Genomic DNA, 16818 nt, shown 5'->3' on the forward strand with positions numbered 1-16818 from the left:
CATGAATTCCCCCAAGAAAGCTGTGCTTCGCGCATCGGCTGCAATTTTGGCGCTCAGCGCATTTGCCGCTCCGGCCTATGCCCAGGATGGCGCCGCGGAAGACGATCAGGCACCCGGCGAAATCGTGGTGACCGCGCAGAAGCGTTCGGAAAGCCTGCAGTCCGTCCCGCTCGCCGTTTCGGTCATCACCGGCGATGCCCTGTCCGATACCAACCGCCCCAGCATCGAAAGCGCCAGCCAGCTGGTTCCTTCGCTCAACTTCCAGAAGTCGGGCACCACGCTGAACCAGACCATCTTCCTGCGCGGCGTTGGCACGGCCAACTTCTCTATCGCGGGTGAGCCTTCGGTTTCGACCGTGGTTGACGGCGTGGTCTACTCGCGCTCGGGCGAAGCCTTCTCCGACATGGTAGACGTGGCCCAGATCGAAGTCCTGCGTGGCCCGCAGGGCACCCTGTTCGGCAAGAACGCATCGGCCGGCGTGGTCAACATCACCACCCAGATGCCCAAGTTCGAATTCGGCGGCAGCCTGGAAGCCAGCTATTTCGACCGCAACGAAATGCGCCTGAAGGGTGCCGTGAACCTGCCGCTGGGCCAGGACATGGCGGCCCGCGTTACCGGTTTCTTCGGTTCCTATGACGGCAACATCCGCAACGTCACGACCAACGAATGGGTCAACGGCTACAAGCACTACGGCGTGCGCGGCCAGTTCCTCTATGAACCGGGCGACAACCTGCGCGTCTACCTGGCGGCAGACTATTACAAGAACGACGACGATTGCTGCGCCGAAATCATCGCCACCGGTCCGCTGACCGGCACTGGCGCGGCGAGCACCAGCCTCGGCTTCACCGCGCTGCCCACCCCGGAGGGATCGGACACCCGCGAAGTCGCCCAGAACCTGGTCACTTCGACCAAGGAGCAGGGCTGGGGCGTTTCCGGCCAGGTCGACCTGGACGTCGGCACCCACTCGCTGACCTCGATCACCGCCTATCGCGGCTGGGACAACACCGAAATCCGCGACGGCGACTGGCTGCCGCGCGCCTATGTCGGGTTCAACCAGCTGCATGACAATGGCCCGCAGACCTCCAACACCTTCAGCCAGGAACTGCGCCTGACCTCGCCGGCAGACCAGACCCTGTCCTACGTTGTCGGACTCTACTACTCGCGCGCCGAAAGCGAGCGTACCTTCACCCGCAACGTGGTGAGCTGCACCGCAGTGACCGGTGCGCCGACCAACGTGTTGATCCCCTGCGGCAGCGCCAACGCGAACCCCTCGGTGCTCTACTCCGGCACGGCAACCTTCGGTTCGGTCTTCAACAACTTTGCCGCATTCACCCAGGCGACGTTGAAGATCGGCGAAAAGGCCCGCCTGATCGGCGGCCTGCGCTACACCAACGACAAGCTCTCGGTGTTCCATTCGCGCAAGTCCAGCAACACGCCGAATTCGGCACCGGGCATCCAGGCCAACTTCGACCAGGGCGTCTATGACGAATACCTGCGTCAGCTGGCGCTCAACGTTGCCCCGTCCGCAGCGGTTACGGCGGGCCTGGCCAAGTCCAATGGCGTGCCGTTCCGCACCAAGACCAGCAATGACAACGTGTCGGGCAAGGTCGCGCTGCAGTATGACTTCAGCGACGATACCATGGGCTATGCATCCTATGCCCGTGGCTACAAGGGTCCGGCCTACAACGTCTTCTTCAACCTGACGCCGACCGGCACCAACGTGATCGAGCCGGAAACTTCCGACTCGTTCGAAATCGGCTTGAAGAACACCTTCCTTGACGGGAAGATGACGCTGAACATCGCGGCCTTCTACGCCAAGTACAAGAACTTCCAGGCCAACAATCCGGACCTGGTTGCCGGCGTGGTCGTCACCCGCTTTACCAATGCCGGTTCGATCTCCAGCAGCGGGATCGAAATGGACCTGAACTATCGTCCGACCCGCAACACCACGATCAGCGGCGGCCTGGCTGTCACCGATGCCCACGTAGTGAAGTTCAATGCGCCCCCGGGAGCCGCTGCCACCGCGATCATTCCGGAAGGGACGAAGCTTGGCTATGCGCCCACCTGGAAGGGCTCGCTCTCGCTGGAACAGAAGTTCCCGATGGAAGGCTTTGCCGACGTGGTGTTTGGCAGCTCGATGAACTTCCAGTCGGAGCAGCTGTCGCTCTTCTCGGCCAACCCGGTCGAGCGCGAGCTTGGCACGATCCCGGCCTATGCCCTGGTCAATGCCTCGGTCTCGCTGGTCGATCAGGATGATGCGTGGAAGGTCAGCCTGATCGTCCGCAACCTGTTCGACAAGAGCTATGCCGCTGCGATCAACAGCGGCGGGGTCAGCGGTTCCTACCGCTATCAGATCCCGCGCGATGCGGATCGCTACTGGGGCGTCAGCGCCCGGGTGAACTTCTAAGTTCAGCCGCCAGGACAAAAGCATGAGGGCCTCCGGAGCGATCCGGGGGCCCTTTTCATTGGGCCGCAACCGTCTTGACTGCCGTCTCCCTGAACTTGTTTCAGGGTCCATGGCGCCGCTCAGGCCGTGGGTCAGTCGGCCCAATGGATGCTGAAACAAGTTCAGCATGACGCATTACTTTGCCAGTCTAGTCAGAAGGTTTGGTGGCACAGTTCGTCTTGGCGCGCTGTCGGACAGCCCCCAACGTCACCCTGAACTTGTTTCAGGGTCCATCGCGCCACTCAGGCCATGGGTCAGTCGGCAAAATGGATGCTGAAATAAGTTCAGCATGACGAGTGGTTGGCGGCCGGACCTGGCGTTTGCTGGTTCGCCCCGACGTCGTGTTTCGGGCCAGGCCAAGACATCCCCACCCTCCCCACAAGAAACAGCCCGGCACACGATATGCGTGTGCCGGGCTGCTGCGACCGGAGAATTAGCTAGCGTGCGACCCGTACCACTTCCGGCGCCAGCTTATCCCTCGTCGCGAGCCACGATCCGCGGGACCAGCACGTGGATCACCGCGAGCGCGAGCAGGTAGGCCCCCGATGCCGCGTAGAACAGCGGCGCATAGCCATGGCCATTGGTCAGCAGCCAGCCGGTCGCTTCCTGGATGGAAAAGCCCGCGAGGTTGCCGGCGATGGCGCCCATGGCCATCACGGTTCCGACGCGCGAGGCGCTGACCGTGTCGGCGGCAAAGCCAAAGATGTTGGTCGAAAAGCCCTGGTGCGCGAACAGCGCCATGCCGATGATCGCGGCTGCAACCCAGGGGCTGTCGGCAGTCAGGGCAAGCGGGATCGGCAGGACGATCAGGGCATAGATCAGCAGCGCGGTCTTGCGCGCCTTGTTGACCGTGAGTCCTCGGCCCAGCAGGCGTGGGAACAGGACGCCCGCCGAAAGTGCGCCGATTGCGGCCAGGGTAAAGGCCAGCGCCGTCGGGCCGACCAGTTCCTTCTGCGACAGGCCGAAGACCTTTACGAAGAGGTCCGGCAGCCAGAAGGTGAAGAACCACCAGAACATGTCGGTGATCGCCTTGGCCCCGGCAATCGCCCAGGTGATCCGGTCACGCACGGCTTCGCGGAAGGACGGGCGCAGTTCCCCGGCGGCGAGTGCGCTGGCGACGGGCTCAAGCTTGCGAGTGCCGCCGATCCAGAAGGCCAGCCAGACGAAGCCGATCAGGCCGGTGACGATGAATGCGGCCTGCCAACCGAACAGGGCAGCAAAGGGAATGACTGTCAGCGGCGCGATGATATTGCCCAGGTTCGGGGCGGAATTGACCACGCCCATGGCCATGGAGCGCTGCTTTAGCGGCAGGTACATGGCTGCGGCCTTGACCGCTGCCGGGGTGTTGATGGCCTCCGCCGCGACCAGCGCGACTCGCGCGGCAACAAATTGGGTTACCGTCGCAGCAAAGGCATGGGCGATTCCGGCCAGGCTCCACAGGCCCACTGCCGTGCCATAGGCGCGGCGCACGCCGAACCGGTCGATCAGGTAGCCAACGAAGATCAGCGCCGCCGCCGCAGCCAGCTGCGACATCGAGGCAAAGTGCGCGAATTCTGCGTCGCCCCAGCCATATTCGGCTTCGATGCTGGGCTTGAGCAGCGAGAGGACCTGCCGGTCGACATAGTTGATGATCGTGCCGAAGAACAGCAGGCCGATCAGCAGATTGCGCGAGCGCGCAAGGCTCTGCCCGGTGTGATGGATACCGCCGTCAGACACGCAACTTCCCCCGCAACACTTTATCGTTGCGAGGGAGATTAGCGTTTCATTCGAATATGAAAAGCGATTTATGACACCGCAGGACAGGATTCTGAGATCGAACAGCGGCTCAAAAGTCTACGCTTGCCCTTTCGTACAGGTGATTGCACTTTTTAATCGACCGATTAAGAATGGTGCCAAGGAGAGAATGCCGATGTCGATACTTTATGACGAGGGCCAGCAGGCCATCGCCACCGAATCGCGCCGCGTGCTCGATGCGCGCATGGACAAGGGCCGACTGCTCAAGCTGCTGGAACAGGTGGGCGAACACGACCAGCCGTTCTGGGACACCGCGGTAGAGCAAGGCTGGACCGCGCTGGCCATTCCGGAAGAGCACGGCGGGCTTGGCCTGGGCCTGATCGAGCTGGGCCTCGTTGCCCAGGCCTGCGGCGCCGCGACTTCGGGCGCACCGTTCCTGACCGGCAGCTATGGCTTGTCGCAGGCGCTGCTCCAGGGCAGCGACGCCGCGCTTGCCTCTGCCTGGCTGCCCAGGCTGGCGAGCGGCGAAGCAACCGGCTGCGTCGCCTTTGCCGAAGGGAATGCGGCTCTGCCGCCCTCGCCCTCCGTCACCTATGCCGATGGCAAGCTGAGCGGCACCAAGCCCGCCGTGGCTGGCGGTCTGAAGGCTGATCTGGCACTGGTCTGGGCCAGTACCGGGGGCGAGCCGGTGCTGGTCGTGGCAGAGCTGGACGGCGCTGCCCGCTCGGCCGTCGCAAGCTATGACAATTCGCGGCTCTATGCCGACCTGGCCTTCAACGGGACAGCGGCCAGCGTGATCGCTTCGGGCGCAGCGGCGCGCAAGCTGGCGCTGGACGTGCTGGCCCGCATGGCCGTGGTCACTGCTCACGAACAGGTGGGCGGGTCGGAATTGCTGATGCAGGTCGCCCGCGACTATGCCGTGACCCGCAAGGCCTTTGGCCAGCCCATCGGCATGTTCCAGTCGATCAAGCACCGCATTGCCGAAATGTACGGACTGGTCGAAATCGCCCGCGCCAACTGCATCCACGCCGCCGCGCAGGAGGGCACGGACGAGTTCCTGCTGGCCGCCGCCGATGCGCGGATCAGCGCGACCGAAGCCTATGACACCAATGCCCGCGACTGCATCCAGATCCATGGCGGGATCGGGGTGACCTGGGAACTGGGCCTGCACCTCCACATGCGCCGCGCCCGCAGCCTGGCCGTGGAAGGCGGCAACCTGCTGTTCTGGGAAGATGTCCTGGTGAACGAACTGACCGGAGAAAAGGCATGAGCGAGCTTGAAGCCTATCGCGCCAAGGCGCGCACCTTCCTGGAATCGATGGCCGCGAAGTATGGTCGTGACGCCCGCACCGGCAATACGGTGGAGCAGGACCTGGCCCTGGGCCGCGAATACATGGCGGCCAAGTACGACGCCGGGTTCGGCGGGATCAACTGGCCGGTCGAGATGGGCGGGCAGGGCCTGACCCACCTGCACAAGATCACCTTCGATGCAGAGGAAATGCAATACGGCATGCCGGTGCAGTTCTTCGGCATTTCGCTGGGCATGCCGGTGCCGATCGTGATGCACTATTGCGAGGACAAGGCCTGGGTGAAGGAACGCGTGGTCAAGGCGCTGCGCGGCGAGGAAATCTGGTGCCAGCTGTTCTCCGAACCGTCGGGCGGTTCCGACCTTGCCGCCCTGCGCACCCGGGTTGAGCCGGACGGCAACGGCTGGAAAATGAACGGGCAGAAGATCTGGACCTCATGGGCGCAGTATTGCGACTATGGCGTGATCGTCACCCGGTCGGACCCCAATGTCGAAAAGCACAAGGGGCTGACCTATTTCTGGATCGACATGAAGGCCAAGGGCGTCGACGTGCGACCGATCAAGCTGGCCGGGGGCGACAGCCACGTCAACGAAGTGTTCTTCGATGACGTGCGAGTGGAGGACAGCCAGCGCCTTGGCGCGGTTGGCGGCGGCTTTGGCGTCGCGCTGCACACCCTGATGATCGAGCGCTATATCGCGACCGACAGCGGCGGTTTCGGCCCGCACCTGGACGAGTTCGTCAAGCTGGCAAAGTCGGCGGACCTGAACGGCAAGCCCGCGATCGAGGATGGCCGCATCCGTTCCGCCATTGCCCGCAACCACGCGATGCGCGCAGGGCTGGATTCAATCACCCGCCGCGCCTTTGCGATGATGATGGCCGGAATGCAACCGGGGCCGGAAGGCTCGCTGCAAAAGCTGGTGGCCGTGCGCAGCCGGCAAAAGCTGTCGGAACTCGCCATGGACATGCGCGGGGCGGAAAGCCTGGCCTTTGACGAGCACGCCTTCGTCAAGACCGACTGGGGTACGAGCTGGCTGAACGCTCCGACGGGCCGCATTGCAGGCGGTTCGGACGAAGTGCTGCTGAACACCATTGCCGAGAAGATCCTGGGCCTGCCGCAGGACTATCGCCCGGACAAGGGCGTGCCGTTCAACGCTATTCCGGCGTAGGCAGCGGAGCCAGAATCCTGAAAACCACCCCGGACTGCCATGCGGTCCGGGGTTTTCTTTTACCCGCGCCCTTGCGCGCAAATCTCGCAGAGCGAGTGGATGATCGCCCGGACCACCGGGTCTTTCAGGCTGTAATAGCGCGTCTGCGCCTCGCCCCGGATGGCCACGACATCTTCCTCGCGCAGCAGCGCCAGATGCTGTGACACCGCCGATTGCGACAGGCCGGACAGAGTGACCAGCTCGGTCACCGAAGCCTCCCCTTCGTCCAGCCGGCACAGCATGATGAGCCGTTCCGGATGGCTCATGATCTTCAGCCGGGCCGACATCGCCCCGGCATTCGCCTTCAGCTCGGCAAGATCCATCGGTTTGCTCATGGCACCTCCTAGGGCCGAAACGCTTCCATCTGCAAGAGCAGGCCAAATGAGCGGCCCTAACATTTGCACTTGCTAATATGATGTATAGTGCATATAAGTCAATTCGAATATGAAGGCGAGTTGGCAAAACCCCATAATGCCTTCAACCTATGTCCTGCGTCGCCGCCCACCCCCCACCGCGGCGGCGCAGGACGCCAGGCTGGAAAGGGACTGAAGATGACCGACCCGATTATTGCCAAAGCCATTCAGCAGGTCGAAGCGGCCCGCGCCTCTGGCCAGGTGCCGATGGTCAAGACCTTCTTCGACGGACCGACCTTTACTGCCACTCACGTGGTCTGGGATCCGGCGACCAAGCGCGCGGCCATCGTCGATTCGGTGCTGGATTTCGACCAGGCGTCGGGCCGTACGCACACGGGTTCGGCTGAAGCCGTGGTCGCTTTCGTCAAGTCCGAAGGCCTGAGCGTGGACTGGATCCTGGAAACCCACGCCCATGCTGATCACTTGTCCGCAGCGCCCTTCCTGAAGGGGCAGCTGGGCGGACAGGTCGTGATCGGCGCGGACATCACCACGGTCCAGCGCACCTTTGCCGGCGTGTTCAACGAGCCCGCAAGCTTTGCCCAAGACGGCTCGCAGTTCGACAAGCTGATGGCCGATGGCGAGACCTTCTCGGTCGGCACCATTCCGGCGGTGGCGTTGCATGTCCCCGGCCACACGCCCGCCTGCCTCGCCTTTTTGATCGGCGATGCCGTATTCGTCGGCGATACGCTGTTCATGCCGGACTATGGCACCGCCCGCTGCGACTTTCCCGGCGGCGATGCACGCACGCTGTACCGCTCGATCCGCCGTCTGATGGAACTGCCGGGCGAAACCCGCGTGTTCCTGTGCCACGATTACCAGGCAGAGGGGCGCAACACCTATGTCTGGGAAACCACCATCGCTGCCGAGCGCGAGGGCAATATCCAGGTCCACCAGGGCGTGAGCGAGGACGAATTCGTCGCCATGCGCGAAGCCCGCGATGCGACCCTGGCCATGCCCAGGCTGATCCTGCCGTCCGTGCAGGTCAACATCCGCGCCGGGCATTTCCCGGAACCGGAGGCAAATGGCGTCAGCTATCTGAAGCTGCCGCTCAACCTGTTGTAAGAGGCGCGCCATGATCGACACCGTCCAGGCCCTGCTCGCCGCGCTGAGCGGCATCGCCGTGGGCTTCACTCTGGGCCTGGTCGGCGGGGGCGGGTCCATCCTGGCCGTGCCGCTGATGGTCTATGTGGTCGGCGTGAAAAGCCCGCACCTGGCCATCGGCACGTCGGCCCTGGCCGTTGCGGCCAACGCCCTGGCAGGCCTTGCCAACCACGCCCGCGCACACAACGTCAACTGGCGCTGCGGCGGCACCTATGCCCTGGCCGGAGTGCTAGGCGCCTTTGCCGGATCGACATTGGGCAAGGCGGTGGACGGGCAGAAGCTGCTGTTCCTGTTCGCCCTGCTGATGCTGGTCGTGGCCGGCCTGATGTTCCGCGGACGCGGTGACACCGGCGTGGAAGGCGTGGTCTGCAACCGTGACAATTTCCCCAAGGTGGCCAGCTTCGGCTTTGGCACGGGCACCCTGTCGGGCTTTTTCGGGATCGGCGGCGGGTTCCTGATCGTACCCGGCCTGATCGCCTCCACCTCCATGCCGATCTACCGCGCGATTGGCACTTCGCTGGTCGCGGTCAGCGCCTTCGGGCTGACCACGGCGCTCAATTATGCCGCTTCGGGCTTGCTTGACTGGGGCATTGCCGCCAGCTTCATCGCGGGCGGCGTGCTGGGCAGCGTGGGCGGAACCAAGGCGGCCAAGCAACTGTCCGGCAGCAAAGGCACGCTGAATACGGTCTTCGCCTCGATGATCGTGCTGGTGGCGCTTTACACGCTGTACAAAAGCTGGCTGGCCATGGCGGCCTAGGATTTCGCGCAGAGTTCGCAGAGAGACGCAGAGAAAGATTCATTGCCGAAGGCAATGCCAAGCCTCCCTGCCTCTGCGTTCTCTGCGATCTCTGCGCGAACCATTACCAAGGCATCACCGCGCTTTCACCCGCATCCCATCGACCAGCGTCTTGGCTGGATTGACGATCACCGTCGCCTGATCCCGCAGGCCGCCCAGGACTTCGCCCCATTCCTCGTTGATCTGGCCGATGGTCAGCTTGCGATCGACCGCTCGGCCCTTGACCACTTCGAAGGCGTGCCAGGCGCCGTCGCCTCCCCGGAACATCGCGCCAATCGGAATACGCAGGGCCTTGTCACTGCTCCACAGGATGAAAGTGGCGTCGAACTGATAGCCGTGCCCCAGCCGCGCCGCCTGGGGCAGCGATTCCGGGGCAAAGCCGATGATCACGTTGACGCGCTGTTCTTCGATGCCCAGCGCCGACACTTTCAGCCGCCCGAACGGCTCGATCCGTTTCACAAACCCGCGCAGCGCCTGCGGCCCGCCCCATTGGGTGATCTCCACCGCATTGCCGGGCTTCACCCGCACCGCCTGGCGTGAGAGCAGGTCGACCACGCCCTCGATCCGGTCCGGATCGCCGATGGTCATGATCGGCGTGCCTTCCAGCACCACCCCTTCGCTTTCATTGATGACCGACAGGACCGAGCCACTGGCCGGAGCGCGCACCGGCACGGGCGCCCCGCTGGCCAGGCCGCTGGGCTGGGCGCGCTGGGCCGCGATCCGGCGCACCTCGGCCTGGGCTTGGGCGAGGACCGCGCGGTCCGCCGCGACCCGGGTCCGCGCGGCCTCCAGCTGGGCGCGCGGCAGGAACCCGTCGCGCGCCAGCTTCTGCGCGCGTTGCAAGTCGTTCCACGATTGCGCCAGCGCCGCCTGCGCGCCGCGCTCCGCCGCCCGCGCCGCCGTTTGCGCAGCGGCCAGTTCAGCCGTGCTGCGCGGGTCGAGCGGGGTGGAGGGACGGCCCTTCATCCGCGTGACCAGCGCGCCGCGCGCCACCTTGTCTCCGGCCTCCAGCTCAATCCGTTCCAGATACCCGGTTACCGGGGCAGATACGACATAGAGGTCTTCCGCGCGGGTCTGCCCGTCATCAGTGATCCCGGCGACCATCCGCCCTTTCGAAACCTGTGCCGCATCGACCAGGACCGCGCGCGGCCAGAAGGCAAAGGCCAGGCCCAGCAGCAAGAGCCCCGCAACCAGCAGCGCCCAGCGCCAACGCTTGATCATGGCTGCCATCAATCCCGCCCCTTCAACACGCGCACCATGTCCAGGTGCATCACCCGGCGCGCCACCAGCAGGCTGGTCAGCGCCGTCGCCGCCAGCACGATCAGCACGGCCCGGCCATAAGAGGCCGGTTCGGGCGCGAAGGGCAAGCGGAACAGATCGGAACTGAACATCGCCGTCATCACCCGGGCCAGGCCATTGCCAAGAACGCAGCCAAGCGGAACGGCCATGACCACCAGCTGAGCCAGCTCGCCCAGCAAGACCGTCGCCACTTCGCGGCGGTGATAGCCCAGCACCCGCATCGTCGCCAGTTCGTGCGCGCGTTCCGAAAACAGGATGCGCGCGGAATTGTAGACCACGCCCACGGCAATGGCTCCCGCAAAGGTGATGTAGAAGGCCAGCATGGTGTTGATGTTCTCGTCGATCATGTCCTCGAACCGCGCAAAGGTCGCCCCGCGTTCCGACAGGCCGAGGACCATGGGCATATCCTTCAGCCGCGCCATGATCGCACCGCGCTGCGCCGGGTCGATCCGCAGCAGCGCCGCACCGACCGGGGCGGCATCGCGGGTGATGGAAAGCAGGGTCGCCTCGCTGGCATAGGCGCGTTCGCCGACGAATTCCTCAATCACCCGCACCACCGGCAGGGCCGCCCTGGTCCCGCGTCCGCCCAATTGCTCGACCTGGACCAGGTCGCCCGGACCGGCACCCAGCTTGTCAGCCAGCTGGCGGCTGAGCATCAGGCCGCTGGGGGGCAGGTCGATCTCATTCCCGGCCATGTCGACATGCGCAGTCAGGCGGGCATTGGCCGGCGTGCTTTCAATCGCGCCGCGCTCTACCCGGTTGCCGCGGCTGAACTTCACCGGCACGGCCCGGCTCGGCTCGACCCGCAACACGCCGGGGATTTGCGCCAGGGCGAGCAGGGCGGCTTCGCTGCGCGGTTCGATGAACGAGACGACCAGGTCCTGCCGCTGCGCGCGGAAGAAATAGTTGTCCAGCATCGAGCGGCTGGAATCGAGGAACTGCGTGGTCGCAAACAGCAGACCGATCGACAGGCCGACGCCAAAGACGGTGATCGCAGAGCGCCCCGGCCAGCGCGCGACATGGCGCACGATCATGTGCCCGACGGCCGAAAAGCCGCCCTTCCGCCCCAGTACCTCGACCGCGCCGCGGCGATAGACCGGGGGCGGCGGCGGAGTCATCGCCACGGCAGGGGTCAGCACCAGGGCGGCGCGCATTCCGCCCAGCGCCCCCAGCGCCGCCGCGCCGAAGGCCATGCCCGCCGCGCCCAGGAACACGCGCGGATCGAGTTGATATGACAGGAAGGGAAAGCGGTAATACTCGGCATAGATCCGCGTCATGGCCCGGCCCATCCATACCCCGCTGACCGAACCCAGCACAGTCGCCGCGAGCGCAATCACCAAGGCGAATTTCAGATAGTGCCAGCCCACTTCGGCATTGGTGTAGCCAAAGGCCTTGATCAGCCCGATCTGCGTCCGTTCGGTCCGGATCATCCGGCCCAGCACGATATAGACCAGAAAAGTCGCCACCAGCAGGAAGACCGGCGGGATCACCCGCGTCATCGCGCTCAGCTGGGTCAGCTCGTTGTCCAGAAAGGCATTGCTGACATGGTCCTCGCGGCCATAGGCGCCGGTTCCGCCATAGGGCGCGATGAGCGCGTCCAACTGCCGGATCACCTCGGCCTGGCGCGCACCGCGCTCCAGCGTCAGCGACAGGCTGTTGATCGCCTCGGTCCGGTCGGTAGCAGCTTCCAGCGCCTTCTGCCCCATCCAGAAAATGCCGAAGCGCCGGTCGTCCGGCAGCAGGTCGCCGGGGGGCAGGGCGTAGATGTAGTTGGGCGCAAGACCGGTGCCGACAATCGTCAGCACTTGCCGCTTGCCATAGACCAGCGCCACCACCCGGCTGCCCAGGGCAAGGCTATTGGCTTTCACGAAGGATTCGTCGGCGACTACTTCGCCGGTCGCGCCTGGCTGCGGCAAGCGGCCCGACCGGATGATCAGGCGGTTGAGCTGGCTGCGCCCCTGCTCGTCCACCGAATTGATCAGTGCCCGCACCGGTTCGGGCCGGTCCGGGAAATCGAGCGTGGCATATTGGACAATCGCCCCTTCGGCGCGGCGGACGCCCGGAATGGCCGCCACCCGGTCCACCAGGCTGCGCGGGGCGCGGGTCATCTCGGCAAAGACCTCGGCAAAGTTGCTCCGCGCGTAATAGGCGTCCCGCGTTTCCACCAGCGAGCGGTGCACGCCCAGAGAAAGCACGAAGGTCGCCGTCGCCGCCGCCAGGACCAGGGCAATGGCAAAGACCTGCCCGCGCATGTGCCACAGGTCGCGCAGCAGCTTGAGATCGAGCGCCTTCACCAGGTCATTTCCGTGGGCGAAGCGCGGCGCGCGTTGCGCTCGATCCGCGCGATCCGCCCGTCAAGGAAGTGGAACACCCGGTCCGCCATGGCGGCGATCCCCGCGTTGTGGGTGATGATCACCAGGGTTGCGCCCGTTTCGCGGTTGGCCGCCGCCAGCGTCTCCAGCACCTTGACCCCGGTGGCGCTGTCCAGCGCGCCGGTCGGTTCATCGCAGAGCAGCACGCCGGGCTGCTTGGCAATGGCGCGGGCGACAGCGACGCGCTGCTGCTCTCCCCCGGAAAGCTGGGCCGGAAAGTGATCGCGCCGCTCGGTCAGCCCCACCAGTTCGAGCGCGCGGGCCGGGTCCATCGGATTGCGGGCAATGTCGGTGACCAGCCGGACATTCTCTTCCGCAGTCAGGCTGGGGATCAGGTTGTAGAACTGGAAGATGAACCCCACCCGGTCGCGCCGGAAATTGGTCAGGTCCGCATCGTCCAGCGCGGTCAGGTCGAGATCGCCGCTCAGCAATCGGCCAGACGTGGGGCGATCCAGCCCGCCCAGGATGTTGAGCAGGGTCGACTTGCCGCTGCCCGAGGGACCGAGCAGGACCAGCACCTCGCCCGCTTCGATTTCCAGGTCGACGCCGCGCAGGGCCTGCACTTCGGTCTCGCCGGTGCGGTAGACCTTGCGCAGGTCTTCCCCGCGAAAGTTCATTGGCGGTGCCGCTCGCGCCGCGCATCGCGGTGCGCGGTATATTCGTCGAGCACCTTGCGCATCGCCCGGATCGCTGCCTCGCGCTGACGTTGATCGTCGATCCGGGCCAGCTCCCGCTTCAGTCCGGTGACGAAATCGGCATAGGAATTCTGCCAGTCGCGCCCCAATGCCTCGCGAATGTCCATGCGCCCGGTCTTGAGACGCCGCGCCGGCGCCGCAGGCGGCAGGGCGTAAAGCTCGCCAATCTCGGGCGTGGTCACGTTGGTGCCGGGCAAGCGCTCCGCGGCCAACTTGCGCAGGGCTTCCACCGCACCGGCCTCGCCGTGGTCCAGAAAGACAGTGCCGCTGACCGGCGCGCGAGCGGCGATCCAGTCGGCCAGTTCGGTCTGGTCGGCATGGGCGGAATAGGAATCGATCCGCCGGATCTGCGCCCGCACCATCACGTCCTGACCCGAAATCCGCACCCGCTGCGCGCCTTCCAGAATGACCCGGCCCAGCGAGCCTTGCGCCTGATAGCCGACGAACAGCACAGTGGATTCGCGCCGATGCAGGTTGTGCATCAGGTGGTGGCGAATGCGCCCCGCCTCGCACATGCCCGATGCCGCCATGATCACCGCGCCGGACACGGCATTCAGCCGGATCGATTCGGCCACGCTTTCGACAAAGCGGAAGGCCGGGTTCTGGAATACACTGGTTCCGTCGATATCCTCCAACCCCTCGGCATGGCTGGCGAAGACCCGCGTCGCCTCTCGCGCCAAGGGAGAGTCGATGAACACCGGCACGCTGGGCAGGGCCTTTTCCCGCACCAGCCAGGCAATATCCAGCAGCAGTTCCTGCGTCCGTTCCAGGGCAAAGGTCGGGATCACCAGATTGCCGCCCCGCGCCAGGGCACCCCGGATCTCTGCCGCCAGCAATTGCCGCCGCGCCTCGATCGTCGTCTGCTCGCGCTGGCGGTCACCATAGGTTGATTCGCAGATCAGGTGATCGATCCCGCTTGGCGCTTCGGGATCGGGATGGAACGACTTGTTGTCCGGCCCCAGATCGCCCGAACAGACCACCCGCGTTCCCCCCGCCTCGATCTCGACCGAGGCAGAGCCCAGGATATGCCCGGCATTCCACAGCCGGGCGCGAAAGCCCTCAGCCGGTTCGAACCAGTCGTTCAGTTCCACCGCATGGGCCTGTCCCCAGGCGGCCAGGGCGTCGGCTTCGGTATAGAGCGGCTCGAACGGTTCCTCCCCGGCGCGGTCGCGCCGGCGGTTGCGGCGTTCGGTATCGGCTTCCTGGATGCGCCCGGCATCAGCCAGCATCGGGCGCAGCAGGTCGGCAGTCGCGGCGGTGCACCAGATCCGCCCTTCGAATCCTTGCGCGACCAGGCGCGGCAGCAGGCCGGAATGGTCGATATGGGCGTGGGTCAGGATCACTGCGTCGATCTTCTTCGGATCGAAGGCAAAGTCCTCGCGGTTCAGGGCTTCCAGGCTGCGCGATCCCTGGAACAGGCCGCAATCGACCAGCACCCGCGCGCCGCCCAGCGTGAACTCCATGCACGAACCTGTCACGGTCCGCGCCGCTCCGTGGAAAGCCAGCGTCAGTTCCCTGCCCATGACGGCATGGTGCGACTTTTCCGGGGCTTTGCCAATCCGTTTTAAAACGCTACCGAAGGTCCAAACAAAAGGAGAGTGCGTGTGACCAAGGCAATGGGATTTCCCGGGGCAATTCCCGCAGGCTGGCCGGCCAAGAGCCTGCCCGAAATCCAGGAATTGCTTTGCGCACCCGGAATGCCGTTCGAAATGGAAACGGTCGAAGTGCGCGGCATTCCCACCCGCGTGTGGAAGAATGCCCTGCCCAGCCTGGCCGCGCTGGCTCGTCACGGCCGCAGCCATGGCGATGCGACTTTCCTGATCTATGAGGACGAGCGCGTTTCCTATGACGCCTGGTTCCGCGCGGTCGCTGCCCTGGCCGCGCACCTGCAGGCGCTAGGCGTGCAAAAGGGGGACCGGGTGGCCCTGGCCATGCGCAACCTGCCGGAATGGCCGGTCGCCTTCTTTGCCATCACCGGCATCGGCGCGATCTGCGTGCCGCTGAATGCCTGGTGGACCGGGCCCGAGCTGGAATACGGCCTGGCCAACTCCGGCGCGAAAGTCCTGATCTGCGATGCGGAGCGGCTGGAACGCGTCGCCCCGCACCGCGCCGCCCTGCCCGCGCTGGAACAGGTCATCGTGGCCCGGCTGGACCACGCGCAGGAAGGCGTGTCGCGGCTTGAGGACGTGATCGGCACGGCGGCGGACTGGGCCAGCCTGCCCGATGCAGACCTACCCGCAGCCGACATCGCCACCGACGATCCGGCCACGATCCTCTACACCTCTGGCACCACCGGCAATCCCAAGGGCGCGCTGGGCACCCACCGCAACCTGACGACCAATATCCTGTCCGGCGGCTATGCCGCGGCCCGCGCCGTGCTGCGCCGGGGCGAAGCGCTGCCCGCGCCCGCGCGCAAGACCATGCTGACGGTGATCCCGCTGTTCCATGCCACGGCCTGTTCGGCCACGATGATGGGCGCGATATTCGGCGGGCACACCCTGATCTTCATGTACAAGTGGGATCCGGTGAAAGCCTTCGGCATCATTGAGCGGGAAAAGGTCAATGCCACGGGCGGCGTGCCGACCATTGCCTGGCAATTGCTGGAGCATCCCGAACGCCAGAACTATGACCTCTCCAGCCTGGAATCGATCGGCTATGGCGGCGCCCCTTCCGCGCCCGAACTGGTCCGCCGCATCTTCGAGGAATTCGGCGCCCTGCCCGGCAATGGCTGGGGCATGACCGAGACGACCGCCACGGTCACCACCCATTCGGGCGAGGACTATCTCAACCGACCGACCAGCTGCGGCCCCGCCGTGGCCGCTGCCGACTTGGAGATCCGCGCCGAGGACGGGGTGACCGTCCTGCCTGCGGGCCAGATTGGCGAACTGTGGGCGCGCGGGCCGATGATCGTGGCCGGTTACTGGCAGAACCCCGAAGCCAGCGCGGCAACCTTCGTCGATGGCTGGGTCCGCACCGGCGACCTGGCCTATCTGGACGAGGAAGGCTTCTGCTTCATCGCCGACCGGGCCAAGGACATCGTGATCCGTGGCGGCGAAAACATCTACTCTTCCGAAGTCGAAAACGCCCTTTACGAACACCCCGCCGTGATCGACGCTGCCGTGGTCGGCATCCCGCACCGCACCCTGGGAGAGGAACCGGCCGCCGTGGTCCAGCTTTCGCCCGGCGCCACGACCAGCGAAGCCGAATTGCAGGACCACGTGCGCGAACGCCTCGCCGCGTTCAAGGTGCCGGTGCGCATCCTGTTCCACGCCGAAACCCTGCCGCGCAATGCAAATGGCAAGATCCTGAAACGGGAATTGAAAGCGCTGTTCGCCGACTGAACTAAAAAAACAGCAAAATTAGAGTATTCTCATAAATAACTGAAAATACTTGAACTTCTTGCGCATTCGTGTTTGACGCCGGGCTTTCCACCTTAGCCCGGGGTCGCATC

At 65.1% G+C, this 16818-nt stretch carries 12 protein-coding genes; 6 read left to right on the plus strand and 6 right to left on the minus strand.

Going from position 1 to position 16818, the window contains the following annotated elements; translation table 11 throughout:
* Position 1 precedes the first annotated feature (1 nt).
* Positions 2-2407 (plus strand): TonB-dependent receptor, encoded by a 2406-nt coding sequence (locus ACQKOE_RS09730; RefSeq protein ID WP_427512610.1) that lies wholly within the window; start codon positions 2-4, stop codon positions 2405-2407.
* 510 nt (positions 2408-2917) lie between these two features.
* On the opposite strand, the gene ACQKOE_RS09735 is transcribed toward ACQKOE_RS09730, so the two are convergent.
* Positions 2918-4162 carry an MFS transporter gene (locus ACQKOE_RS09735; protein ID WP_427512611.1) on the minus strand — a complete coding sequence of 415 codons (1245 nt, stop codon included), beginning with the start codon at positions 4160-4162 and terminating at the stop codon, positions 2918-2920.
* A gap of 193 nt (positions 4163-4355) precedes the next feature.
* Here ACQKOE_RS09735 and ACQKOE_RS09740 point away from each other — a divergent pair, with 193 nt between their 5' ends.
* A complete protein-coding gene (locus ACQKOE_RS09740; protein ID WP_427512612.1) occupies positions 4356-5450 on the plus strand; it encodes an acyl-CoA dehydrogenase family protein in 1095 nt (364 codons plus the stop codon).
* Positions 5447-6652, plus strand: coding sequence for an acyl-CoA dehydrogenase family protein (locus ACQKOE_RS09745; RefSeq protein ID WP_427512613.1), 1206 nt, complete (start codon positions 5447-5449; stop codon positions 6650-6652). Before ACQKOE_RS09740 ends, ACQKOE_RS09745 begins: the two co-directional genes overlap by 4 nt.
* 59 nt (positions 6653-6711) lie before the next feature.
* Here the strand turns inward: ACQKOE_RS09745 and ACQKOE_RS09750 are convergent, their stop codons facing one another.
* The gene (locus ACQKOE_RS09750; RefSeq protein WP_427512614.1) at positions 6712-7026 is read right to left on the minus strand and encodes an ArsR/SmtB family transcription factor; all 315 of its coding nucleotides are present in this window, start codon (positions 7024-7026) and stop codon (positions 6712-6714) included.
* 216 nt (positions 7027-7242) lie between these two features.
* On the opposite strand from ACQKOE_RS09750, the gene ACQKOE_RS09755 reads away from it, so the two are divergent.
* Positions 7243-8166: an MBL fold metallo-hydrolase gene (locus ACQKOE_RS09755; protein ID WP_427512615.1), complete on the plus strand. Its 924-nt coding sequence runs from the start codon at positions 7243-7245 to the stop codon at positions 8164-8166.
* Between the two features lie 10 nt (positions 8167-8176).
* A complete protein-coding gene (locus ACQKOE_RS09760; protein WP_427512616.1) occupies positions 8177-8962 on the plus strand; it encodes a sulfite exporter TauE/SafE family protein in 786 nt (261 codons plus the stop codon).
* 114 nt (positions 8963-9076) lie between these two features.
* Here ACQKOE_RS09760 and ACQKOE_RS09765 read toward each other — a convergent pair whose 3' ends face one another.
* Genes ACQKOE_RS09765 through ACQKOE_RS09780 form a run of 4 tightly spaced genes read right to left on the minus strand, consistent with a single transcriptional unit; the run spans position 9077 to position 14890 of the window.
* Positions 9077-10231: an efflux RND transporter periplasmic adaptor subunit gene (locus tag ACQKOE_RS09765; protein WP_427512617.1), complete on the minus strand. Its 1155-nt coding sequence runs from the start codon at positions 10229-10231 to the stop codon at positions 9077-9079.
* Positions 10231-12594 carry an ABC transporter permease gene (locus ACQKOE_RS09770; RefSeq protein WP_427512618.1) on the minus strand — a complete coding sequence of 788 codons (2364 nt, stop codon included), beginning with the start codon at positions 12592-12594 and terminating at the stop codon, positions 10231-10233. The genes ACQKOE_RS09765 and ACQKOE_RS09770 overlap by 1 nt, the downstream gene beginning before the upstream one ends.
* Entirely contained in the window at positions 12591-13289 is a 699-nt protein-coding gene (locus ACQKOE_RS09775) for an ABC transporter ATP-binding protein (RefSeq protein ID WP_427512619.1), read from the minus strand. The genes ACQKOE_RS09770 and ACQKOE_RS09775 overlap by 4 nt, the downstream gene beginning before the upstream one ends.
* Positions 13286-14890, minus strand: a complete 1605-nt coding sequence (locus ACQKOE_RS09780; RefSeq protein WP_427512620.1) for an MBL fold metallo-hydrolase — start codon at positions 14888-14890, stop codon at positions 13286-13288. Before ACQKOE_RS09780 ends, ACQKOE_RS09775 begins: the two co-directional genes overlap by 4 nt.
* A gap of 93 nt (positions 14891-14983) precedes the next feature.
* Between ACQKOE_RS09780 and ACQKOE_RS09785 the strand changes: the two genes are divergently transcribed.
* Positions 14984-16708, plus strand: coding sequence for a class I adenylate-forming enzyme family protein (locus ACQKOE_RS09785; protein ID WP_427512935.1), 1725 nt, complete (start codon positions 14984-14986; stop codon positions 16706-16708).
* The last annotated feature ends 110 nt before the right edge of the window (positions 16709-16818 follow it).

It is taken from the genome of Novosphingobium sp. NPDC080210, assembly GCF_050281025.1.
Lineage (GTDB): Bacteria > Pseudomonadota > Alphaproteobacteria > Sphingomonadales > Sphingomonadaceae > Novosphingobium.